The organism is Nonomuraea salmonea, assembly GCF_042428605.1.
In the GTDB taxonomy this organism is placed as follows: domain Bacteria; phylum Actinomycetota; class Actinomycetes; order Streptosporangiales; family Streptosporangiaceae; genus Nonomuraea; species Nonomuraea salmonea.
The window spans coordinates 296,368-317,130 of sequence record NZ_JBHMCF010000042.1 but is presented as its reverse complement, the minus strand read 5'-3'; the positions used below and the strand labels follow the sequence as shown (position 1 = coordinate 317,130).

General features: G+C 71.3%; 18 protein-coding genes. 7 read left to right on the top strand and 11 right to left on the bottom strand.

The window, feature by feature from the left end; genetic code table 11:
* Positions 1–2: 2 nt before the first annotated feature.
* From ACFFR3_RS39535 to ACFFR3_RS39515, 5 genes are read right to left on the bottom strand one after another with little or no spacing between them, the layout of a single operon-like run.
* On the bottom strand, positions 3–2,777 hold the full coding sequence (locus tag ACFFR3_RS39535; RefSeq protein WP_379484784.1) for a DUF5682 family protein: 2,775 nt from the start codon (positions 2,775–2,777) through the stop codon (positions 3–5).
* Positions 2,774–3,886: an ATP-binding protein gene (locus ACFFR3_RS39530; protein ID WP_345399702.1), complete on the bottom strand. Its 1,113-nt coding sequence runs from the start codon at positions 3,884–3,886 to the stop codon at positions 2,774–2,776. Before ACFFR3_RS39530 ends, ACFFR3_RS39535 begins: the two co-directional genes overlap by 4 nt.
* Positions 3,887–3,901: 15 nt before the next feature.
* The gene (locus tag ACFFR3_RS39525) at positions 3,902–5,242 is read right to left on the bottom strand and encodes a VWA domain-containing protein (protein WP_345399699.1); all 1,341 of its coding nucleotides are present in this window, start codon (positions 5,240–5,242) and stop codon (positions 3,902–3,904) included.
* Entirely contained in the window at positions 5,239–6,633 is a 1,395-nt protein-coding gene (locus ACFFR3_RS39520; RefSeq protein ID WP_379484783.1) for a hypothetical protein, read from the bottom strand. Before ACFFR3_RS39520 ends, ACFFR3_RS39525 begins: the two co-directional genes overlap by 4 nt.
* Before the next feature lie 34 nt (positions 6,634–6,667).
* A complete protein-coding gene (locus ACFFR3_RS39515) occupies positions 6,668–7,159 on the bottom strand; it encodes a hypothetical protein (protein ID WP_364369112.1) in 492 nt (163 codons plus the stop codon).
* 229 nt (positions 7,160–7,388) lie between these two features.
* On the opposite strand from ACFFR3_RS39515, the gene ACFFR3_RS39510 reads away from it, so the two are divergent.
* Positions 7,389–8,030: a GntR family transcriptional regulator gene (locus tag ACFFR3_RS39510; RefSeq protein ID WP_345399690.1), complete on the top strand. Its 642-nt coding sequence runs from the start codon at positions 7,389–7,391 to the stop codon at positions 8,028–8,030.
* On the opposite strand, the gene ACFFR3_RS39505 is transcribed toward ACFFR3_RS39510, so the two are convergent.
* Positions 8,027–8,839, bottom strand: coding sequence for an NAD(P)-dependent oxidoreductase (locus tag ACFFR3_RS39505; RefSeq protein WP_379484782.1), 813 nt, complete (start codon positions 8,837–8,839; stop codon positions 8,027–8,029). The two genes, ACFFR3_RS39510 and ACFFR3_RS39505, sit on opposite strands and share 4 nt — an antisense overlap.
* 122 nt (positions 8,840–8,961) lie before the next feature.
* On the opposite strand from ACFFR3_RS39505, the gene ACFFR3_RS39500 reads away from it, so the two are divergent.
* A complete protein-coding gene (locus ACFFR3_RS39500) occupies positions 8,962–9,693 on the top strand; it encodes a PIG-L deacetylase family protein (protein ID WP_379484781.1) in 732 nt (243 codons plus the stop codon).
* On the top strand, positions 9,690–10,391 hold the full coding sequence (locus ACFFR3_RS39495; protein WP_364369103.1) for a 4-carboxy-4-hydroxy-2-oxoadipate aldolase/oxaloacetate decarboxylase: 702 nt from the start codon (positions 9,690–9,692) through the stop codon (positions 10,389–10,391). The genes ACFFR3_RS39500 and ACFFR3_RS39495 overlap by 4 nt, the downstream gene beginning before the upstream one ends.
* Before the next feature lie 31 nt (positions 10,392–10,422).
* Here ACFFR3_RS39495 and ACFFR3_RS39490 read toward each other — a convergent pair whose 3' ends face one another.
* The 4 genes from ACFFR3_RS39490 to ACFFR3_RS39475 all read right to left on the bottom strand — a co-directional run bounded on the left by ACFFR3_RS39490 (position 10,423) and on the right by ACFFR3_RS39475 (position 13,564).
* Positions 10,423–10,836, bottom strand: a complete 414-nt coding sequence (locus ACFFR3_RS39490; RefSeq protein WP_345399672.1) for a cupin domain-containing protein — start codon at positions 10,834–10,836, stop codon at positions 10,423–10,425.
* 19 nt (positions 10,837–10,855) lie between these two features.
* Entirely contained in the window at positions 10,856–11,671 is an 816-nt protein-coding gene (locus ACFFR3_RS39485; RefSeq protein WP_345399669.1) for a phosphoenolpyruvate hydrolase family protein, read from the bottom strand.
* Positions 11,668–12,897 (bottom strand): Tm-1-like ATP-binding domain-containing protein, encoded by a 1,230-nt coding sequence (locus ACFFR3_RS39480; protein ID WP_345399666.1) that lies wholly within the window; start codon positions 12,895–12,897, stop codon positions 11,668–11,670. Before ACFFR3_RS39480 ends, ACFFR3_RS39485 begins: the two co-directional genes overlap by 4 nt.
* Before the next feature lie 79 nt (positions 12,898–12,976).
* Positions 12,977–13,564: a helix-turn-helix domain-containing protein gene (locus ACFFR3_RS39475; protein ID WP_379484780.1), complete on the bottom strand. Its 588-nt coding sequence runs from the start codon at positions 13,562–13,564 to the stop codon at positions 12,977–12,979.
* Positions 13,565–13,673: 109 nt separating this feature from the next.
* Between ACFFR3_RS39475 and ACFFR3_RS39470 the strand changes: the two genes are divergently transcribed.
* From ACFFR3_RS39470 to ACFFR3_RS39460, 3 genes are all read left to right on the top strand, one after another.
* Positions 13,674–15,134, top strand: a complete 1,461-nt coding sequence (locus ACFFR3_RS39470; protein ID WP_379484779.1) for an NCS1 family nucleobase:cation symporter-1 — start codon at positions 13,674–13,676, stop codon at positions 15,132–15,134.
* Positions 15,131–15,859 carry an aspartate/glutamate racemase family protein gene (locus ACFFR3_RS39465; RefSeq protein WP_364369093.1) on the top strand — a complete coding sequence of 243 codons (729 nt, stop codon included), beginning with the start codon at positions 15,131–15,133 and terminating at the stop codon, positions 15,857–15,859. Before ACFFR3_RS39470 ends, ACFFR3_RS39465 begins: the two co-directional genes overlap by 4 nt.
* Positions 15,860–15,981: 122 nt before the next feature.
* Positions 15,982–17,955 (top strand): glycosyl hydrolase family 18 protein, encoded by a 1,974-nt coding sequence (locus tag ACFFR3_RS39460; RefSeq protein ID WP_364369090.1) that lies wholly within the window; start codon positions 15,982–15,984, stop codon positions 17,953–17,955.
* A 53-nt stretch (positions 17,956–18,008) separates the two neighbouring features.
* Here ACFFR3_RS39460 and ACFFR3_RS39455 read toward each other — a convergent pair whose 3' ends face one another.
* On the bottom strand, positions 18,009–18,854 hold the full coding sequence (locus ACFFR3_RS39455; protein ID WP_364369087.1) for an aldo/keto reductase: 846 nt from the start codon (positions 18,852–18,854) through the stop codon (positions 18,009–18,011).
* A gap of 146 nt (positions 18,855–19,000) precedes the next feature.
* Between ACFFR3_RS39455 and ACFFR3_RS39450 the strand changes: the two genes are divergently transcribed.
* Positions 19,001–20,581: a M28 family metallopeptidase gene (locus ACFFR3_RS39450; RefSeq protein ID WP_345399648.1), complete on the top strand. Its 1,581-nt coding sequence runs from the start codon at positions 19,001–19,003 to the stop codon at positions 20,579–20,581.
* Positions 20,582–20,763 lie beyond the last annotated feature (182 nt).

Below are 20,763 nucleotides of genomic sequence, written 5' to 3'. Positions count from 1 at the left end.
CGTCAGCCCAGCAGCCCGGCCACCGCCAGCGCGGGCTCCGGGTGCGCGGCGAGCAGGGCCGCCACGCGCGGGTCACCGGCGGGCTCGCCGGGCGCGGCCCACTCGCCCGAGCAGCCCAGCACCCCGGCCACGGCGTCGCAGGCCGCGGGATGGGCCCGCAGCAGCTCGGCCACCGGCCCGGCCGCCACCGGAGCGGCGGTCACGGCCGGCTTGGGGCGGGCGGTCCACGGCGGCACCCAGGAGTCGACCGCCGTCAGCGAGCCGGGGAACGTGCGCCCCGCCTCGCGGACCAGCAGCGGCACCAGCTCGGCGGCACCGGCGCGCAGAGCGGTGATGAGCTTCGGCAGCCACGGCAGCAGGACGTTGTCCGGCAGCCGCCCGAACGCCTTGGAGATCACCTCCACCACGAACCCCGACAACGCCGGCACCGGCTCAAGAGCCTGGACGAACCCGATGATGTACTGCGGGAACGACGGGATCACCAGCGGGTTGGCCAGCAGCTCGTCACACCGCGACCGCAGCGCGGCCAACGGCAGCAGGCCGAGCTGGTGCTGGGCGGCCCACAGCAGCGCCACCTTGGCCGGCGACCCGGGGTGCGACTGCTGCACGGCGAGCTCCAGCTGGGCCCGCTCGCAGCCGAGCGAGAGCGCCAGGCTCTCCATGCCGAACAGGAAGCCCAGCATGGCCCCCACCTGCCGCACGCCGGTGTCGTCGTCGACGAACGCCGTGGGCAGCAGCGTGCAGTAGTGGGCGTAGCCGGCCGTCACGAACGCCTCGCACCACGCGGGCAGCTCCGGCTCGGTGGCGCGGTAGTGGGCGAGCAGCCGCCGGATGCGGCGCAGCACGTCGGGCGCGTCGTCCACGGTCCGCTCGGACGCGAGCAGCTCCACCGCCCGCGCCCCCAGCTCGTCGGCGAAGCGGCGGCTGCCGAGGAACAGGATGGCGTCCTCGACGGCCGCGAGCGCGACGGCGGCGGTGGCCTTCTGGTCCCAGACCGAGCGCCGCAGCCGCTGCTCCACCACCTGCTCGACGGTGACGCCCTCGTAGCCGAGCTCGATGATCGAGCGCTGGTGCTTGCCGAACGCGAGGTCCCAGCTCTCCTGGATCGAGCGCTCGCCGAGGCGCCGTTCCCCCATGATGGGCCGCACCGCGTCGGACGGCAGCAGGTAGCGCAGCATCCACAGCAGATCGGAGCAGGGCCGCAGCTCGGGCTCCGCGTTGAGGTCGAGCAGCGCCCGCTGGATCGTCCGCTTCTCCAGGTCGAGCCCGAGCGGCGCGAGCCGGTCGTAGACGTCTCTGGCCAGCGGCGGCAGCGCGTCGTAGCCGACCTCGCCGAGCTTGTCGCCGCCGAGCAGGATCTCGCAGAGCCGCCGCACGTCGCGCCGGCCCGGCACGACGTCCTTCTCGATGCAGGTGACGGCGGCGTCCTGGAAGTCGTACGGCGTCGGCCTGGCGCGGTTGCGCATGCCGGCCAGCAGGATCGAGGTCTCGTAGACCGCGATCGCGTCGGCGGTGCTGGCGAGGTAGCCGTTGCGGCGGGCCAGCCGGACGATGTCGACCGACCAGCCGAGCAGCTCGGCCTCGTCGAGCGGGTCGAGCGCCGGCGGCCTGGACAGGAACCCGGTCAGCTTGTCGGCCACCTCGCCCTGCGGCGCGGGCGGCGGCAGCTTGACCTGGCGCTTGCGCGCGCCCTTCTGCCCGGCGAGCTGGAACGGGGTCAGCTTGCTCCGCGTCAGCGCCTTGGTCCAGGTCGCCGCCGCGATCGACACCGAGCCAGGCGCCAGCCCGAACTGGGCCTCGATGGCCGAGTGGCTGGACGGGATGAGCCCGTACAGCCATTTCGTGCCGGTGCGGGGGCTGATCTCGAACGTGGCCGTGGATCGCAGCCCGAACTCCTCGACCCGGCTCGCGGCGTGGAAGGCGCCGCAGACGTAGAGGCAGTCGGCCGGGTCGGCGCCGGAGGCGGCCAGGTGCTCGCGCATCCTGGTCCACATGTGGCGCTCGCGGTCCTCGTCCACGGTCAGGCGGGCGTCGCCCTCGGGGCGCAGCCGACGGAACAGGCTGCCGACCAGCACCATGACCTGGCGGTAGGTGTCGTAGTCCGCGCCGGACAGGGGCTGCTCGACGTATTGGTCCCACCACTCCGACCAGTGGCGCACCTTGCCGTGGTGCAGCAGGTGCTCCTCCAGCTCGGCGAAGCGCGGCCGCAGGTCGCCGATCTCCACGCCGACCGCGTCGCCGTGCAGGCCCGCGCCCTCCTCGGCCTTCGGCCTGGGCTCCTCGCCTGGCGCCCACTGGAAGACGTGGTCGGTGGAGCGGTCGACCAGCACCAGCTCGACGCCGGGGGTGTCGAGCGCGTAGGCGATGGCCTGGTATTCGGCGGACGCCTCGGTGATGGGCGCCACCACGCTGAGCGGCGCCCACGTCTTCGGGAACCCGTCGAGGTCGGTCGCGAACGCCTGCACCGCCACCGGCAGCCGGCAGTTGCGCAGCTCGGTGAGCAGCGGCTGCAGGTCCTCGCACAGCTCCAGATAGATGACCTTCGGCTGCTTCTCGCGCAGCCTGCGCACCATCGCCAGCGCCGAGGCCGGCGAGTGGTGGCAGACCGGGAAGATCTCCAGCTCCTCGCGCAGCGCCCGATCGACGTCGTCCACCAGGCCGGACAGGATGCCGGAGACCTCGACGGGGCCGCCGGCGAACGTCTCTGCGGCGTCGAGGAGCTGCTCGCGGAGCGAACCGAAGGTGCCCTGCCGGCCGGTCATGGGCTGATCGCTCATGAGAGCGTGGAGATGGCCTCGCGGCCGCCCTCGAGGAACTCCGGCCACTCGCCGCCGTCCTTCTTGCTGCGCGGCTCGACCACGCCGTGCCAGTACTTGTTGAGTATCGCCAGGTCCTCGGGGCTGCGCCGGGCCAGCGACCCGACCAGCGAGCTCGCCAGCGTCTGCGCGCGCAGCGTCCGGTCGCCGAAGAAGTGGCTGTGCAGGATCGCGTCCTCCAGCACGCCGATCTGCTCGGCCGTCGACAGCGCCGACTCCAGCTTGTCGTCGTCGCTGGTGGCCGAGGCCGCCGCCGAGCGCAGGTCGGCGAAGCTCTGCAGCAGGATGTCGAGCAGTGTGGGCGGCAGGTCCAGCTCGATCTGGTGCCGGCGCAGCAGCTCTTCGGTACGGAAGCGGACGATCTCCGCCTCGCTCTTCTTGTTCGTCACCACCGGGATGCGCACGAAGTTGAAGCGCCGCTTGAGCGCCGACGACAGGTCGTTGACCCCGCGGTCACGGCTGTTGGCGGTGGCGATGATGGAGAAGCCGGGCTGGGCGAAGACGATGTTGTCGTCGTCGAGCTCGGGGATGGAGACGTACTTCTCCGACAGGATCGAGATGAGCGCGTCCTGGACGTCGCTCGTCGAGCGGGTCAGCTCCTCGAACCGGCCGATCACGCCGCGCTCCATCGCCGTCATGATCGGCGAGGGGATCATCGACTGGCGGGACTGCCCCTTGGCGATGACCATGGAGACGTTCCACGAGTATTTGATGTGGTCTTCCGTGGTGCCCGCGGTGCCCTGCACGACCAGCGTGGAGTTACGGCAGATCGCCGCCGACAGCAGCTCGGCCAGCCAGCTCTTGCCGGTGCCGGGGTCGCCGATCAGCAGCAGGCCGCGGTCGGAGGCCAGGGTCACGACGCTGCGTTCGACGAAGCTGCGGTCGCCGAACCACTTCTGCGGGATCTCCCTGTCGATGCCGTCGGCCCGCTCGGAGCCCAGGATGAAGATCCGGATCATGCGGGGGCTGAGCCGCCACGAGAACGGCTTCGGCGCGGTGTCGATGGACTCGAGGTAGTCGAGCTCTTCGGCGTACTTGACCTCTGCGGGTGCGCGCAGCATGTCACTCATGGTTGTCGGGGTCTCCTAGGTGAGGAAGTTCTTGAGCTCGGACACGAGCTTGCGGATGTGGCCGGAGAGCACGGGGGTGCCCATGGCCTTGAGCTTCTGGCGATACCACGGGTCGACGCTCGCGTGGCCTGAGCTGTTGACCGAGCCGACGGGGATGAACTTGACCCCCGACCGGTGGATCGCCTCGAAGTCGTTGATCAGGGAACGGTTGTCGTAGAAGTCGGAGATCCACACCATCACGGTGTTGCGCGGATCGGTGATCTTCGGCCTGGCCAGCGCCATCGCGACCGTGCCGTCGGTGCCGCCGCCGAGCGTGGTGCGCAGCAGCACCTCGAACGGGTCGTGCACCCACGGGGTCAGGTCGAGCGCCCTGGTGTCGTAGGCGACCAGGTGTACGTCGACCTTCGGCAGCCCGGCGAAGATGGAGGCGAGGATGGTGCAGTTGACCATCGCGTCGACCATCGAGCCCGACTGGTCGACCACCACGATCATGCGGGCCGGGGTGGTGCGCCTGGCGGTCTGCTTGTAGTAGAGGCGGTCGACGTAGAGGCGCTGGTCTTCCTCGTTCCAGTTGGTGAGGTTCTTCCAGATCGTGCGCTCGACGTCGAGGTTGCGGAAGACCCGCTTCGGCGGCACCGACCGGTCGATGGTGCCCACGCTGGACTTCTCGACCTGGGTGCGCAGCACCTGCGCCACCTCGTCCACGAACCTGCGGATCAGCGCCTTGGCGTTGGCCAGCGCGACGCCCGACAGGTTGGACTTGTCGTGCAGCAGCTGCTCGATGAGCGACATGCTGGGCGTGAGCTGCCTGGCCAGCGCGGGGTCGGCCAGCACCTCGCGCAGGTGCATGCGCCTGACCAGGTCGCCCTCGATGCCGGCGAGCACCTTGGCCAGCTCTTCGTCGCCGACGCGGTGGCGCAGGCCGCCCGGCTCGCAGCCCATGCCCTTCTCGAACCAGCCGGCGTCGGACTTCCAGCTCTCCAGCTGCGTCGCGGTGACGTTGCCCGAGCCCGTGGCGAAGACGTTGAGCAGCAGCTTCGACACCAGCGCGGCCCGGCGCACCTCGTCGCCGTCGCCGTGCTCCTTCTCGGCCATGAGGTCCTGGAACTCGGCGGCCAGGTCGGGGAATCGCTGCACCAGGTTGTCGACCGAGACGCCCGGGTCGAGCAGCGCCGGCGGCAGGCCGAGGTCGCCGACGATGCCGACGCTGGCCGTCTCGAGCGCGGGCTCCTCGTCAGGGCTGAACAGCCGCGACAGCAACCGCCAGTAGAGCACCTGCCGCCGCGTCTGATCGGCGCTCTGTGAGCCGTCGTCGACCGCCGGCGTGTCGGGGGTGAGGTCGGTGGGATCGGTCATTTGCGCAGCAACCGTCCCGCTCGTTCGCGCAGCACCGCGACCACGTCGCCGGCCTTGGCCTCGGCCTTGACCACCTTGGGGTCGGTGGGGCCCTGCGCCCAGTCGCCGGTGTGCGCCGCGACCGGCTGCTTCTTCACCGTGGCCTGCACGCCCAGCGGCTGCAGCGTCCAGCGGCCGGCGTCCCAGTGCAGCAGCCCGACGCAGGCGGTGGACGCCTTGAGCAGCGCGGGGGTGAGCGGGCCGCAGGAGGGCAGCCGGTCGAGGTCGAACGCGATCGTGTGGCCGCCCAGCGTGAGCGCGCGGCCGTCGGTCTTGTAGCCCTCGACGAAGACGGGCTCGCCGATGCGTACGGGATGCCGGTCGAGCGGCGGCACCGCGGGCGCCGTCGCCACCCCGAGCTGGAGCCTGGCCACCGCGAGCGGATCGGCCTCGTCGCCCGCGCTCGCCCGGTCGTCGTGCCAGATCAGGTCGCCGCCGGGCAGCAGCGGCATGCCGGTGACGTCGAGGCTCCGGTGGCCGGCCAGCGCGGCCAGCAGGGTGGGATGGCCGCCGAACAGCCGCCACACGGTCGGGCCGACGATGGTGTCGACCTTGGCGGCGGCCACGCTCGTACGGATGAGCCTGGCCGGCCCGCCGCCCGAGGGCTCCAGGACGGCGTGCACCTGCACGCGTACGGCGGTGGCGTGCTCGTGGACGTCGGCGCCCAGGATCAGCAGCCGCCCCGACACCTCATCAGCCTCGCCCGGCCACGGGCCGCGCTGCGCCAGCAGCGTCGCGCGGGTCCACAGGTCGGCCCACCGGCGCGCGGGCAGCCGCTCCATCGTGGCGACCGGCGACGACGCGCGCAGCTCCGTGGCCAGCCCGTCGAGCAGCACCGCGAGGCCGCGCAGCGCCGGCTCAGCGAGCAGCGCCTCGATCGTCTGGTCGGCGGAGGAGACGAGGTCGTGATCGACCCCGCGCCAGCCGGCGATGGCCAGCTCGCGCAGCCACCCACGGCAGCCGGCCAGCAGGTTGTCGGCCACCTCGGCGTGCGCTCCCGCCGTGTCGCCGGTGTCGCCGGTGTCGCGGGTGCGGCCCAGGGCCGCGTCGAGGCGGGCGAGCAGCGCGTCGTGGGCCGCGCCGAGCAGCGCGGCCCGGCCGCCGGCCAGCGCCGCCAGATGCTCGTCGGCCACCGAGCCCGCCGCCACCTTCGCCACGGCCTCGCCCAGCCGGTCGCCGACGGGGGTGCCGGCCAGCGCGCCCGCGAAGGCGGTCAGCGCCTCGGCGCGCTCGTCGCCGAGGCGCGCGAAGCCGTACGTGAGGGCCGCGTCGAAGTCGTCGACCAGGCCGAGCGCCGCGTCCACGCCCTCGGGGGCCGCGTCGAGCAGCTCACCGAGCTGTACGTCCAGCATCACCACACCGCCCTGTCCGTGTCATCGATCGGCATCAGCCCACCGCCCCCGTCGCGGGGAACCAGTGCAGCTCCACCAGCGGGTCGGTGCTGTCGGGCACCTCGAGGTAGGCCAGGTGGCGCAGGAACCGGCTGAACACCACGGCCGCCGGTGTCCGCTCGACCGGCCCGTTGACGTGGGCCATGAGCGAGTCGCCCTCGGGCACCTCGATGCGCAGGTAGCGGGCCACCCGGTCGAGCCCGTATTGGACGACCGCCTCGTCGGCCAGCATCTTGATGTGCTTGCACGCGTAACCGTGCAGCGCGCCGCACGGCCGGTTGTTGTTGGTGCTGCAGCTCAGCGCGAGGGTGCCGGCGGTGATCGACGAGACGTAGACCCGCTCGATGTCGGATCCGCTCGACACGACGCCCTGGAGGCGGCCGTCGGCCAGCTCGACGAAGGGCACCTTGGCCAGCTTGCGCGGCTGCACGGGCGGGACCACCCGTAGCACGCTGCGTTGCTCCCACGCGGTTTCGTCCGCGTCCACGATGTCGTAACCTCCCACCCCGGCCGGCTCACGAGCGCAGGCGGGAATGCCTGGACCCGTGCGGCCGGCTGATCAATTGATCGAGGAACTTACCGGAGGTCACCGACAGAACACGGTCAAACGATCAAGCTCGCAGGTGGGAGCGCCGCCGGGGGTCGGTGGCCACGGTGCTCCGGGGATTGTTCATAATATTGTCGAACAAGTTTCGTACGGACGCCCGGAGGATCGCGTGACCCCAGAGCCCCCGCGCGGGGAGACGCTGACCGACCGGCTCAGGGCCGCCATACTCGACGGCGGCTTCGTGCCCAACCAGCGGCTGGTCGAGGCCGACGTGTGCGAGCAGTTCGGCGCGCCGCGCGCCGCCGTGCGCGAGAGCTTCAAGGAGCTGGCCGGAGAGGGGCTGGTGGAGATCCTGCGCAACAAGGGCGCCAGGGTGCGGGCCGTCTCGAAGGCCGAGGCCATCGAGATCACCGAGGTGCGGATGGTGCTCGAAGGGCTGTCGGCGGCCAAGGCGGCGGAGCGGGTGACGTCGGAGCAGGCCGGGGAGCTGCGGCGGCTGGTGGCCGAGATGCGCGCCGCCGTCGACTCCAACGACCTCGACCGCTACTCCGAGCTCAACGCCGCCCTCCACGCCAAGGTCCGCGAGATCGCCGGCCACCGCACGTCGGCGGCCATCATCGAACGCCTGGGCGCCCAGGTGGTCCGCCACAAATTCCGCCTGGCCCGCCAGCCAGGCCGTGCCGCCGTCTCGTTGCCGCAACACGAGCTGATCGTGGCCGCCATCGTCGCCCGCGACCCGGAAGCAGCCCAGACGGCCATGCAACAACACCTCCGCAGTGTCACCAAGTCCCTGGAAGCCACCCCCGACTAACCAGCGGTGGGCCGGTCTGTTCCCGGGAGGGGTGGGGGGCCGGTGCGTTCGGTTGCGGCGAGGGTGGTCGTGGTGGCGAGCGTCATCGTGTGGGGGACGCCCAAAGAGGCGAGCATGCGGGTGGCGGCTTCCATCTCGTGGACGCGGCGGGTGCCGTGCTGGGCGGCGCCGCGCAGGAGCCGTACGACGAACCGCTCGTCCGCGTCCGTGACCGTCTCCACGAGGTGGTGCCAGAACCACTCCCCCAGTCCTGCCGCATCGGCCGCTCGCTGTGACTCGATGACCAGCGCGCTCAGGCCCTTCACCAGGACGCTGCGGAGCAGTTTGCGCGCCGCGGCGTCGCCCGGTGCGCCGCCGATGGGGGTGACGTTCATGCCGTGGGCGGTGGCGAAGGCGGCGAAGCGGTCCGCGTGGTCGCCGGCCGCCAGGATCGGGGTCGCGAGGCCGCGCAGCGGGATCGGCGCCATGATCGCCCCGTCCACGAACTCCGCCCCCGCGGGCCTGAGGAGGTCGGCCAGGCGGCGCTTGTCCTCGGGGGCTGCGGTGGAGAGGTCGGCATAGAGCGTGCCGGGCGCGAGGTGCGGAAGCGACTCGGCACCGGCGGCGAGAGCATCGGCCCCCGTGGTGACCGCGATGACGACATCAGCGCCGCGCACGGCCTCCGCATTACCCCCGGCAAGCTCCACCCTGCCTGGTTCCGGTGGGTACGCCGGGTCGTAGGCGCGGAGGTGGGTCTTGTCGGCGAGGCCGGCGGCGAGGATGCGGCCGACCTCGCCGCAGCCGAGCACTGCCACCTTGAGTCCTTTCATAGAGCCTCCTTATGTTGACAATATTGTTGAAGAACATCGCCTCATAGGGTGGAAGCGGCGTTCGATGCCGTTCTCGCTCGATAAGTGTTGACAATCGTTACAGGGGCTCTTAGCGTCGGCGGGTGACCACACCCCGTACCCTTCTGGTGATCAGCGCCCACGCGGGCGACTTCGTCTGGCGGGCGGCCGGTGCCATCGCGCTCGCCACCAGCCGCGGCGAGCGCGCCAAGGTGGTCTGCCTCAGTTTCGGTGAGCGCGGCGAGTCCGCCAAGGCGTGGCGGGCCGGCCACTCGCTGCAGGAGATCAAGGCGATCCGCCGCGAGGAGGCGCAGAACGCCGCCGCCGCCCTGGGCGCCGAGATCGAGTTCCTCGACGCCGGCGACTACCCCCTGCTGGAGAGCCGCGAGCTGGTGGACCGGCTGGTACGCGTCTACCGCGACCTCGAGCCCGACGTCGTCCTGACCCACCCGCCGGCCGACCCGTACAACGGCGACCACCCGGCCGCGGCGCGCATGGCGTTGCAGGCGCGCGTGCTCGCCCAGGCCGCCGGCTACGACGCGCCGGGCGAGCCGCTGGGCGCGCCGCCGGTGTTCTTCTTCGAGCCGCACCAGCCCGAGCAGTGCGACTTCAAGCCGGACGTGCTGCTCGACATCACGCCGGTGTTCGACAAGAAGCGCAAGGCGATGGAGTGCCTGCCGGCCCAGCAGCACATGTGGGACTACTACACCGACCTCGCCAAGCGCAGGGGCGTGCAGCTCAAGCGCAACGCCGGCCCCAACCTGGGGCTGCCGCACGCGACGATGGGCGAGGCGTACATGCGGCTGTACCCGCAGGTGACGGACGTGCTCGCATGAGGAACGTGGTCGTCACCGGCATCCCGCGCTCGCCGGTCGACAGGGTCGACGCGCTGGCCGCGTACGGCGTCGCGACCGTGCACGAGGCGCTCGGCCGCACCGGCTACCTCGGCCCCGGTCTGCGCCCCGCCTGGCCGGGAGCGCGGGCGGGCGGCAACGCGGTCACGGCGGTGTGCTGGCCGGGCGACAACCTGATGATCCACGTGGCGGTGGAGCAGTGCCAGGAGGGCGACCTGCTGGTGGTCACCACGACGTCGCCGTGCACGGACGGCATGTTCGGCGAGCTGTTCGCGACCGCGCTGCGGCATAGGGGGGTGCGCGGCGTGGTGATCGACGCGGGCGTGCGCGACGTGGCCGAGCTGCGGGCCATGGGCTTCCCGGCGTGGAGCTCCGCCGTCAGCGCGCAGGGCACGGTGAAGGCGACGCCTGGCGCGGTGAACGTGCCGGTCACGATCGGCGGGCAGCTCGTCAGGCCGGGTGACGCGGTGATCGCCGACGACGACGGCGTGCTGGTGTGCCCGCGCGCCGACCTGGAGCGCGGCATCGAGGCCGCCGCCGCGCGGGCCGCCAAGGAGGCGGCGACGCGCGAGGCGTTCGAGAAGGGCGAGCTGGGCCTCGACCGCTACGGCCTGCGCGCCCGCCTGCCCGAGCTGGGCATCACGTACGTCACGGCCGACGAGTACGAGCGCGACCGGTAGCGACGGCTCGGAGCAGGGCCTGCGGTGCGGGTCACCCCAGCTTGACCGCCCAGCTCGGATGCTCGCCCGGCGGCAGCTCGACGAAGCCGGGCAGCTCGCGCAGCGCCTCCTCCTCCCCGCCAGGCGTGTACGTCGCGATGATCCGCAGCGGCCGCCACCCGGTGTTGAACGTCGAGTGCAGCGTCCCCATGGGGATGTAGACGGCGTCGCCCGCCTTCACCGCGAACTCGGGCCCGTCGCCGACCGTCTGCCGCCCCTCCCCCTCGATGATGTAGAGCACCTCGTCGGAGGCGGGGTGCAGGTGGCGGTCGTGCCCCCGGTCGGGGTTGATCACCACCTCGCCGAACGTGGACGACGCGCCCGGCACGGTGGCCGGGGTGACGTGCCACTTGATCGAGCCCCAGTCGAAGAGCATGGTCGGGACGTCTTCTGGCCTGCGGTGCATGGAGGGACTCCCTCGGTCGTCAGAGGGCCTTGAAGGCCCGGAGCTGGTCGGCGATGGCGCGCTCGGCGGGCAGGCGTTCCATCGAGGAGGCGCCGAAGAAGCCGGCCACGCCGGTGGTGCGTTCCTGGATGAAGCGGACGTCGTCCGGCTCGGCGATCGGTCCGCCGTGGCACAGCACGATGACGTCGGGGTTGACCGCCACGGCGGCGTCGTGCATCTCCTGCACGCGTACGGCCGACTCCTCCAGGCTGAGCGCGGTCCTGGCGCCGATGCTGCCCTTGGTGGTCAGGCCCATGTGCGGCACCAGGATGTCGGCGCCCGCCTCGGCCATGGCGGTGGCCTGCTCGGCGGTGAAGACGTAGGGGGCGGTGAGCAGGCCGCGCTCGGCGGCCAGCCGGATCATCTCGATCTCCAGGTCGAACCCCATGCCGGTCTCCTCCAGGTTCGCCCGGAAGACGCCGTCGATGAGGCCGACGGTGGGGAAGTTCTGGACGCCGGTGAAGCCCATCGCGCTGAGCTGGTCGAGGAACTGCGGCATGAGCCGGAACGGGTCGGTGCCGCACACCCCGGCCAGCACGGGGGTGTCCTTGACGACCGGCAGCACCTCGCCGGCCATCTCGACCACGATCGCGTTGGCGTCCCCGTACGGCAGCAGCCCCGCGAGCGAGCCGCGCCCGGCCATCCTGAACCGGCCCGAGTTGTAGATGATGATCAGATCGACGCCGCCGGCCTCGGCCGCCTTGGCCGACAGGCCGGTGCCCGCGCCGGCTCCGATGATCAGCCGCCCCGCCTTCCGCTCGGCCCGCAACCTGCCGAGCGCCTCGTCACGCTTCATGCCGTTCCCTTCTGGATGAGCTCGTGCAGCCGGTCCGCGGCGGCCACCGCGAACGCCGGCCGGTTGATGTCGTCGGCGCTCTCCACCACCTGTACGCCGGTGCCCGCCACGGCGTCCAGCACGGCGTCGAAGCAGGCGGCGTCGGCGGCCGGGTCGTGGAACGGGCCGCCCGGCACGTCCACGGCCGAGACGCCGCCGCGCGGCACGAACAGCACGACGGGCCCGGTGGCGGCGGCCAGCTTGGCGCCGATGCGCCGGCCCAGCTCGGCGTTCTCCTCGGGGGTGGTGCGCATGAGCGTCACGGTCGGGTTGTGCACGAGCAGGTTCCGTTCGCGGAAGCGGGCGGGCACGGTGTCCATCGGCCCGAAGTTGACCATGTCGAGCGCGCCCAGGCTGACGACCTGCGGCACCCCGGCGGCTCCCGCGGCGGTCAGCCGGTCGGGGCCCGCCGAGAGCACGCCGCCGACCAGGTCGTCCGCGAGTTCGGTGGTGGTGAGGTCGAGCACGCCGGCGAAGTAGCCGCTCGCGGTGAGCGCCTCCATGGCCCGGCCGCCCGAGCCGGTGGCGTGGAAGACGATCACCTCGTAGCCCAGCTCCTCGAGGCGGGCGCGGGCGGCGTCGACGGCGGGCGTGGTGACGCCGAACATCGTGGCCGCCACCAGCGGCCGGTCCTCGCCGGGCGGGGCACCGGCGCGGGCGTCGTACGCGGCGGCCATGGCGGCGATCGCGGCGGCGGCGTTGCCGAGGATCTGCCGGGAGATCGAGTTGACCCCGGCCACGTCGACGACGCTGTACATGAGCGTCACGTCGCTCTGCCCCACGTACGCCGACACGTCGCCGGACGCCATGGTCGAGACGAGCAGCTTGGGCAGGCCCACGGGCAGCGCCGCCATGGCGGCCGCCGCGATCGAGGAGCCGCCGCTGCCGCCCAGCGCCAGCACGCCGCTCAGCCCGCCGCGCTCGTACAGCGCGCGGGCGACGCGCGCGGCTCCGGCGGCCATCGCGCTCAGGGCCGCGCCACGGTCGCCGGCGCTCCTGAGCTCCTCCAGGCTCGCCCCGCCCGCCTCGGCCACCTCGGCCGCCGGGATGTCGGGCGCGAGCGTCCCGCCGCCCATGACGCCTGCGTCGAGCAGGACGACCTCCTGTCCCGCGGCCGTGACGAGGTCGCGGACATGGGCGTACTCCGCGCCCTTGGTGTCGAGCGTGCCCAGCAGTAGTACGGCCATCCGACCCTCCTCAGGGGGAACGACGGGTTCGCTGCCATCGGACAGCCTCCCCAGCCGCGCCGTGACTCACGCCTGCCGGTCAGCGGCCCTGCACGATCAGCCAGGTCGCGACGGCGGTGACGGTGGCCGAGCGGTTGCCGATGATGTGCGGCCTGCTGCACGGGAACGTGATGGAGTCGCCCTGCGCCAGCGTGACGGTCTCCGACTCGAACTCGATCGTCAGCTCCCCGGCCGTCACCGTGCCGACCTCGTACCCCTCGTGGCGCAGGAAGCGGCCGTGCGCGGTGGAGACCGCGTGCGGCGGGTACGTGGACTCGAAGAACTCGACGTCGGGGGTCGGCCCCGGCGACAACCGGCGGAACGTCACCCCGCCGCCCAGCCGGATCGGCGCCACCTCACCGGCCCGCCCCACCGCGAGCCCGGGAACGGCGTCCTCCCGAGGCTCGGGCGGGTCGAAGACCGCCGCCAGCGGCGCCCCGATGGCCGTCACGTACGCGATCAACCGGCTCACCGACGGCCGCATGGTGCCGCGCTCGATCTGGGACACGGCGCTGGGCGAGATGCCGAGCTCCTTCGCCACCGTCCGCAGCGACTTGCCCGATTCCGTGCGCAGCTCGCGCAGCCGCCGCCCGAGCCGCTCGCCGCCGATCGCCTCCAGGTCCTCCATGACCTCCGTCACACGTCTTTAACACTTGCGAAATCGGGGCCGCCGCACGCAGGGTGTTAAGTGATGGCTTAACACCGTCCGGCGACCCTACCCCCCAAGGATGCCGCACATGACACAGCCGACCGTCGCCCAAGCACCTCCCCACGACCCCCGGCTCACCAATGAGGACCTGGCCCCGCTGCGCAAGCAGACCTGGTCGTCGTACAACATCTTCGCCTTCTGGATGTCCGACGTGCACAGTGTCGGCGGCTACGTCACCGCGGGCAGCCTGTTCGCGCTGGGCCTGGCGAGCTGGCAGGTGCTGTTCGCGCTGCTGGCCGGCATCGTCATCGTCAACGTCTTCTGCAACCTGGTCGCCAAGCCGAGCCAGGTCACCGGGGTGCCGTACCCGGTGATCAACCGGGTGGTCTTCGGCGTGCTGGGCGCGAACATCCCGGCCATCGTGCGTGGCTCGATCGCCATCGCCTGGTACGGCGTGCAGACGTACCTCGCCTCGCAGTCGCTCATCATCATCTTCCTGAAGTTCTGGCCCGCCACGGCCGCGCTCAACGAGCCGACCTTCCTCGGCCTGTCCGTGCTCGGCTACATCTGCTACGCCATCCTGTGGGTGGCGCAGGCGGCGGTGTTCTGGCGCGGCATGGACGCCATCCGCCGCTTCGTGGACTGGGCGGGGCCCGCCGTCTACGTGGTCATGCTGGTCCTGGCCGGCTATCTGGTGAGCAGGGCCGGCTGGGAGAACATCAGCCTGGACCTGTCGCAGGGCGAGAGCCTGGGCTTCGCCGAGTCGATCCCGGTGATGCTGAGCGCGATCGCGCTGGTGGTGTCGTACTTCTCCGGGCCGATGCTGAACTTCGGCGACTTCTCCCGCTACGGCCGCTCGTTCGACGCGGTCAAGCGCGGCAACTTCCTCGGCCTGCCGATCAACTTCCTGTTCTTCTCCCTGCTGACGGTCATCACGGCGTCGGCCACGGTGCCGGTGTTCGGTGAGCTGATCACCGACCCGATCCACACCGTGCAGCGCATCGACACGCCGTTCGCGATCCTGCTGGGCGGCCTGACGTTCGTGATCGCTACCGTGGGCATCAACATCGTGGCGAACTTCATCTCCCCGGCCTTCGACTTCTCCAACGTCAGCCCGCAGCGCATCAGCTGGCGTACCGGCGGGATGATCGCGGCTGTCGGCTCGGTGCTGCTCACCCCGTGGAACTGGTACGGCAACCCCGACGCCATCCACTACACGCTGGGCCTGCTGGGGGCACTGATCGGGCCGCTGTTCGGCATCCTGATCGCGGGCTACTACGTGTGCGCGCGGCAGCGGGTCTCGGTGGACGAGATGTTCACGATGGACCCGGGCGGGCGCTACTGGTTCAGCAAGGGCTACAACCCCAACGCGGTCTGGGCCACGGTGGCGGCGGGCGTGCCGGCCATCGCCTCGGTGCTGGTGCCCAAGTGGATCACGGTCGTCGAGCTGGCCTGGCTGGCCGACTTCAGCTGGTTCATCGGCTGCGGGATCGGGTTCGTGGCGATGGTGCTGCTGGAGCGGCGCGTACCCCGGATCATGCCGGCATGACCCATATCCGGGTGATCAACCCGAACACCGCCCTGGAGATGACCGAGTCCATCGGCCGGTGCGCCAGGGCGGTGGTGTCGTCGTCGACCGAGGTGACGGCGGTGAGCCCGGCCATGGGGCCGGAGTCGATCGAGAGCCACTACGACGAGGCGCTGGCGGTGCCGGGGCTGCTGGCCGAGATCGCGGCGGGCGAGCGGGCCGGCGTGGACGCGTACGTGATCGCCTGTTTCGGCGACCCTGGCCTGGACGCGGCGCGCGAGCTGGCGGCGGGCCCCGTGCTGGGCATCGCGGAGGCCGCGATGCACGCCGCCACGATGGTCGGCAGGACCTTCAGCGTGGTGACCACGCTGGCCAGGACCACCGGCAGGGCGTGGGAGCTGGCCCACCGGTACGGCTTCGCCGCCGCCTGCCGGGGCGTGCACGCCTGCGAGATCCCCGTGCTGGACCTGGAGAAGCCGCCGGCCCGGGCGGCGGTGACCGAGCTGTGCGCGTCGGTGGCCGAGCGGGACGGCAGCGACGTGATCGTGCTGGGCTGCGCGGGCATGGCGGACTTCTGCGCCGAGGTGACGCGGGCGACCGGCGTGCCGGTGATCGACGGGGTGGCGGCGGCCACGCGGTTCGCCGAGTCGCTGGTGGCGCTGGGGCTGCGGACGAGCACGCGCGGCGAGTACGCCCGCCCGCTCCCCAAGCGCTACACGGGCCTGCTGCGCGATTTCACGATCTAGACCGGACGTCTTGACCGCCTGCTCGGGTTGGGGTTACTGTCGGCTCATAACTAAAAGGAAACTTTCCTAATAGTTTGATCAGGCATCCCACCCCCCGTTCACCCTCGACCGGATGTCGGAGCATGATGAAGAACCCCACCCTGAGCAAGGTCCTCGCCGGTCTGGCGGCCCTGGCGCTGCCGCTGACCACCCTCGTCGCCGCGCCCGGCACGGCCACCGCCGCCGCCGCGCAGTCCTCCTTACAGGCCCTGCAGGCCGACTGGGCGGCGTGGACGGCGTACACGGCCGGCACGCGCGTGACGTACAACGGCGTGCAGTACGAGTGCGTCCAGAGCCACACCTCCCAGCCCGGCTGGGAGCCGCCGAACGTGCCCGCCCTGTGGAAGGTCGTCTCGGGCGGCGGCGGAGACACCAGCGCGCCGAGCGTCCCCGGCAACCTGCGCTCGACCGGCGTGACGAACACGAGCGTCACCCTCGCCTGGAACGCCTCCACCGACAACGTCGCCGTCACCGGCTACGAGATCTACCGCGGCGGCACCCTCGTCGCCACCGTCACCGGCACCAGCCACACCGACACCGGCCTCAGCGCGAACACCTCCTACAGCTACACCGTCCGCGCCCGCGACGCCGCAGGAAACCGCTCAGGCACCAGCAACAGCCTCACGGCCACCACCTCGGGCGGCGGGGGCGGTGACACGAGCGCGCCGAGCGTGCCGGGCAACCTGCGCTCGACCGGCGTCACCGGCGGCTCCGTCACGCTGGCCTGGAACGCCTCGACCGACAACGTCGCCGTGACCGGCTACGAGGTCTATCGCGGCGGCACCCTGGTCGCCACCGTGACCGGCACGACGTACACCGACACCGGACTGAACGCCAACACCTCCTACAGCTACACCGTCCGCGCCCGCGACGCCGCAGGAAACCGCTCAGGCACCAGCAACAGCGTCACGGCGACGACCACGGGCGGCGGCGGAGGCGGGGGCAAGAAGGTCCTCGGCTACTTCGTGCAGTGGGGCGTCTACACCCGCAACTACCACGTCAAGAACATCGACACCAGCGGCTCGGCGGCCAAGCTGACGCACATCAACTACGCCTTCGGCAACGTGACGAACGGCCAGTGCGCGATCGGCGACAGCCACGCCGACTACGACCGCTTCTACCAGGCCAACGAGAGCGTGGACGGCGTCGCCGACACCTGGGACCCGGGCGCGCTGCGCGGCAGCTTCAACCAGCTGCGCAAGCTGAAGCAGAAGCACCCGCACATCAAGGTGCTGTTCTCCTTCGGCGGCTGGACCTGGTCCGGCGGCTTCGCGCAGGCCGCGCAGAACCCGGCCGCGTTCGCCGAGTCCTGCTACCGCCTGGTCGAGGACCCGCGCTGGGCCGACGTCTTCGACGGCATCGACATCGACTGGGAGTACCCGAACGCCTGCGGCCTGACCTGTGACAGCAGCGGCCCCGCCGCGTTCAGGAACCTCATGCAGGCGCTGCGCAACCGCTTCGGCCAGAACTACCTGGTCACCGCCGCGATCACGGCCGACGGCACCAACGGCGGCAAGATCGACGCGGCCGACTACGCCGGCGCCGCGCAGTACCTCGACTGGTACAACGTCATGACCTACGACTACTTCGGCGCCTTCGCGGCGCAGGGCCCGACGGCCCCGCACTCGCCGCTCACGTCCTACCCGGGCATCCCGACGGCGGGCTTCCACTCCGACGCGGCCATCCAGAAGCTGAAGAGCAAGGGCGTGCCGGCCAGCAAGCTGCTGCTCGGCATCGGCTTCTACGGGCGCGGCTGGGCCGGGGTCACGCAGTCGGCGCCGGGCGGCACCGCCACCGGGCCCGCGCCGGGCACGTACGAGCAGGGCATCGAGGACTACAAGGTGCTCAAGACCCGCTGCCCGGCCACCGGGACGGTCGCGGGCACGGCGTACGCGTACTGCGGCAACCAGTGGTGGAGCTACGACACGCCGGCCACCATCGGCGGCAAGATGAACTACTCGAAGGATCAGGGCCTCGGCGGCGCGTTCTTCTGGGAGCTCAGCGGCGACACGACCAACGCCGAGCTGCTCACGGCCATGAAGAACGGCCTGGGCTGACCGTCGGCGAGCCGGCTCTCCACGCGGGTGTGGAGGGCCGGCTCCCTCGCGTCTCAGCTCAGCTCGGCGACCTGCTCGGCGGTCAGCGTCACCGTGGAGGCGCCCAGGTTCTCCTCCAGGTGGGCGATCGACGACGTGCCGGGGATCGGCGCGACCACCGGCGAGCGGGCCAGCAGCCAGGCCAGGCTGACCTGCGCGGGCGTCGCGCCGAGCAGCTTGGCGACGTGCTCGACGGGCCCGCCGGGCGCGGCCAGCGCGCCCTTGGCGATGGGGCTGTAGGGGATGAACACGATGCCCTGCTCGGTGCAGTGGTCGAGCACGGACTCGGAGAAGCGGTTGGTGAGGTTGTAGCGGTTCTGGACGGAAACGATGCCGGCGATGCGCCGCGCCTGCTCCAGCTCCTCGACGCTCACCTCCGACAGGCCGATGGCGGCGATCTTGCCCTCGTCCTGAAGCGCCTTCAGCTCGCCGATCTGGTCCTCAAGCGGCACCTTCGGGTCGATGCGGTGCAGCTGGAGCAGGTCGAGCCGGTCCTGGCCGAGCCGGCGCAGGCTCATCTCGACCTCCTGGCGGAGGTACTCGGGGCGGCCCACGGCGTGCCACTGGCCGGGCCCGGTGCGCACGAAACCGGCCTTGGTGGCGATCAGCAGGTCCTCGGGGTACGGGTGCAGCGCCTCGCGGATGATCTCCTCGCTGACGTACGGGCCGTAGGAGTCGGCCGTGTCGATGAGGTTCACCCCCAGCTCGACGACACGGCGCAAAACCTTGACGGCCGCGTCCCTGTCGGACGGCGGTCCCCAGACTCCTGGGCCGGTCAGGCTCATGGCGCCGAAGCCCAGGCGGTGCACGGTCTTGCCGCCGATGGTGATGGAGCCGGTGGATGGGAGCGATATGGACATGACAGTTCCTCGTCTCGGATGCGACGTTCCAAGTCCGTGATGCAACGGATACGCGGACAAATCTTCCCTATCACCCGCCCGATGAATACGTTTCGGAACACGTGCGCAAAATGACCCGGTTCACCCCTCCACGTACGAGGAGCACCATGTCTTACCGCTTACGTAAAGGCATGCTCGGCGCCATCACCGCCGTGGCCGTGGCCTTGTCACCCCTCGCCTTCACCGGAACCGCCGCCGCCCAAGGCGGGCACGGGCACGGGCACGGGCACGGGCCCAAGGACCCGCACAAGAAGGAAGTCGAGAAGCTCGTCAAGGCCGTCTCGGGCAAGAACGTCAAGAAGCACCTCAAGGCGTTCCAGGCCATCGCCGACGCCAACAACGGCACCCGCGTCTCCGGTACGCGCGGCTTCGACGCCTCCCGCGACTACGTGGCGGGCAAGCTGCGCAAGGCCGGCTACCAGGTGACGATCCAGCCCTTCGAGTTCGTCTTCGACGGCTACGTCACCCCGCCGGTGCTGCAGACCACCAGTGGGACGCCCAAGACGTACCAGTACGGGTTCTTCAGCGACTACGTGGCGATGGGCGACTCGCCCGCCGGGTCGGTCACCGGCACGGTCCAGGCCGTCGACCTGACGCTGCCGCCAGGGCCCGAGAACAGCTCGACCTCGGGGTGCGAGCCGGAGGACTTCGCCGGGTTCACCGCCGGCAACATCGCGCTCATGCAGCGCGGCACCTGCAACTTCCGGGTGAAGGTGGACAACGCGATGGCCGCCGGGGCGATCGGGGCCATCGTCTTCAACGAGGGCCAGGAGGGGCGTACGGAGGTGGACCTCAACCCGGTGCTCGGCGGGCCCGGCGTGACGATCCCCTCGTTCTTCACCAGCTTCTCGGTCGGCGAGGAGCTGGCCGCGGCCGGCACCACGGTCACCATGAACTGGGACCCGATCGTCGAGACCAGGACCACCTACAACGTGATCGCGCAGAGCAGGAAGGGCGACCCGAACAAGGTCGTCATGCTCGGCGCGCACCTCGACGGCGTGCAGGAAGGGCCGGGCATCAACGACAACGGCTCCGGCAGCGCGGGCGTCCTGGAGGTGGCGCTGCAGGCGGCCAAGCTCAAGCCCAAGAACCAGCTGCGCTTCGCCTTCTGGGGCGCCGAGGAGTTCGGGCTGCTCGGCTCCGAGCACTACGTGGCCTCGCTGAGCGAGGAGGAGCGGGCCAGGATCAAGCTGTACCTCAACTTCGACATGATCGGCTCGCCCAACTACACGTTCGGCATCTACGACGGTGACGGCGACGCGTTCGGCACCGCCGGGCCTCCCGGATCCGACAAGATCGAGGAGGACTTCGAGAAGTTCTTCGCCGGGCGGCGGCTGCCGTTCACGGCCACGGCGTTCACCGGGCGCTCCGACTACGGGCCGTTCATCGCGGTCGGCATCGCGTCGGGCGGCCTGTTCACCGGGGCCGAGGAGCTCAAGACCGAGGAGGAGGCGGCCATCTTCGGCGGCACCGCCGGCCTCCCGCTCGACCCGTGCTACCACAGCGTCTGCGACACGATCAAGAACATCAACGACAAGGCCCTGGACGTGAACTCCGACGCCATCGCCACGCTGGCGGGCACGTACGCGTTCGACATCGGCACGATAGGCACCGCACCGCCCGCCCCGGCGAGTGCGGCCCGCACCGCCGAGAAGCACACCCACCAGCCCGCCGACGCGGCGGCCTGACCCCACAGGCGCCTCTCCACCCTCGAAGGAAGGGGGTGGGGAGGCGCCCACCTGCCGGGAGGGGAGCACGCCTGCCCGGCCGGAAAGACCCACCGACCAGACCCGCCTACCAGGCCCGCCCCCAGCCAACAGGCCGTCGCCCGGGAGACCCCGCGGACAGCCTGTGGCGAACCCCTCCCCTC

Bases quoted from the DNA above. Each gene is read 5' to 3' on its own strand.
- ACFFR3_RS39535 (WP_379484784.1), bottom strand. From the start codon at position 2,777: ATGAGCGATCAGCCCATGACCGGCCGGCAGGGCACCTTCGGTTCGCTC.
- ACFFR3_RS39530 (WP_345399702.1), bottom strand. From the start codon at position 3,886: ATGAGTGACATGCTGCGCGCACCCGCAGAGGTCAAGTACGCCGAAGAG.
- ACFFR3_RS39525 (WP_345399699.1), bottom strand. From the start codon at position 5,242: ATGACCGATCCCACCGACCTCACCCCCGACACGCCGGCGGTCGACGAC.
- ACFFR3_RS39520 (WP_379484783.1), bottom strand. From the start codon at position 6,633: ATGCTGGACGTACAGCTCGGTGAGCTGCTCGACGCGGCCCCCGAGGGC.
- ACFFR3_RS39505 (WP_379484782.1), bottom strand. From the start codon at position 8,839: ATGAAAGGACTCAAGGTGGCAGTGCTCGGCTGCGGCGAGGTCGGCCGC.
- ACFFR3_RS39495 (WP_364369103.1), top strand. From the start codon at position 9,690: ATGAGGAACGTGGTCGTCACCGGCATCCCGCGCTCGCCGGTCGACAGG.
- ACFFR3_RS39490 (WP_345399672.1), bottom strand. From the start codon at position 10,836: ATGCACCGCAGGCCAGAAGACGTCCCGACCATGCTCTTCGACTGGGGC.
- ACFFR3_RS39485 (WP_345399669.1), bottom strand. From the start codon at position 11,671: ATGAAGCGTGACGAGGCGCTCGGCAGGTTGCGGGCCGAGCGGAAGGCG.
- ACFFR3_RS39480 (WP_345399666.1), bottom strand. From the start codon at position 12,897: ATGGCCGTACTACTGCTGGGCACGCTCGACACCAAGGGCGCGGAGTAC.
- ACFFR3_RS39475 (WP_379484780.1), bottom strand. From the start codon at position 13,564: ATGGAGGACCTGGAGGCGATCGGCGGCGAGCGGCTCGGGCGGCGGCTG.
- ACFFR3_RS39470 (WP_379484779.1), top strand. From the start codon at position 13,674: ATGACACAGCCGACCGTCGCCCAAGCACCTCCCCACGACCCCCGGCTC.
- ACFFR3_RS39465 (WP_364369093.1), top strand. From the start codon at position 15,131: ATGACCCATATCCGGGTGATCAACCCGAACACCGCCCTGGAGATGACC.
- ACFFR3_RS39460 (WP_364369090.1), top strand. From the start codon at position 15,982: ATGATGAAGAACCCCACCCTGAGCAAGGTCCTCGCCGGTCTGGCGGCC.
- ACFFR3_RS39455 (WP_364369087.1), bottom strand. From the start codon at position 18,854: ATGTCCATATCGCTCCCATCCACCGGCTCCATCACCATCGGCGGCAAG.
- ACFFR3_RS39450 (WP_345399648.1), top strand. From the start codon at position 19,001: ATGTCTTACCGCTTACGTAAAGGCATGCTCGGCGCCATCACCGCCGTG.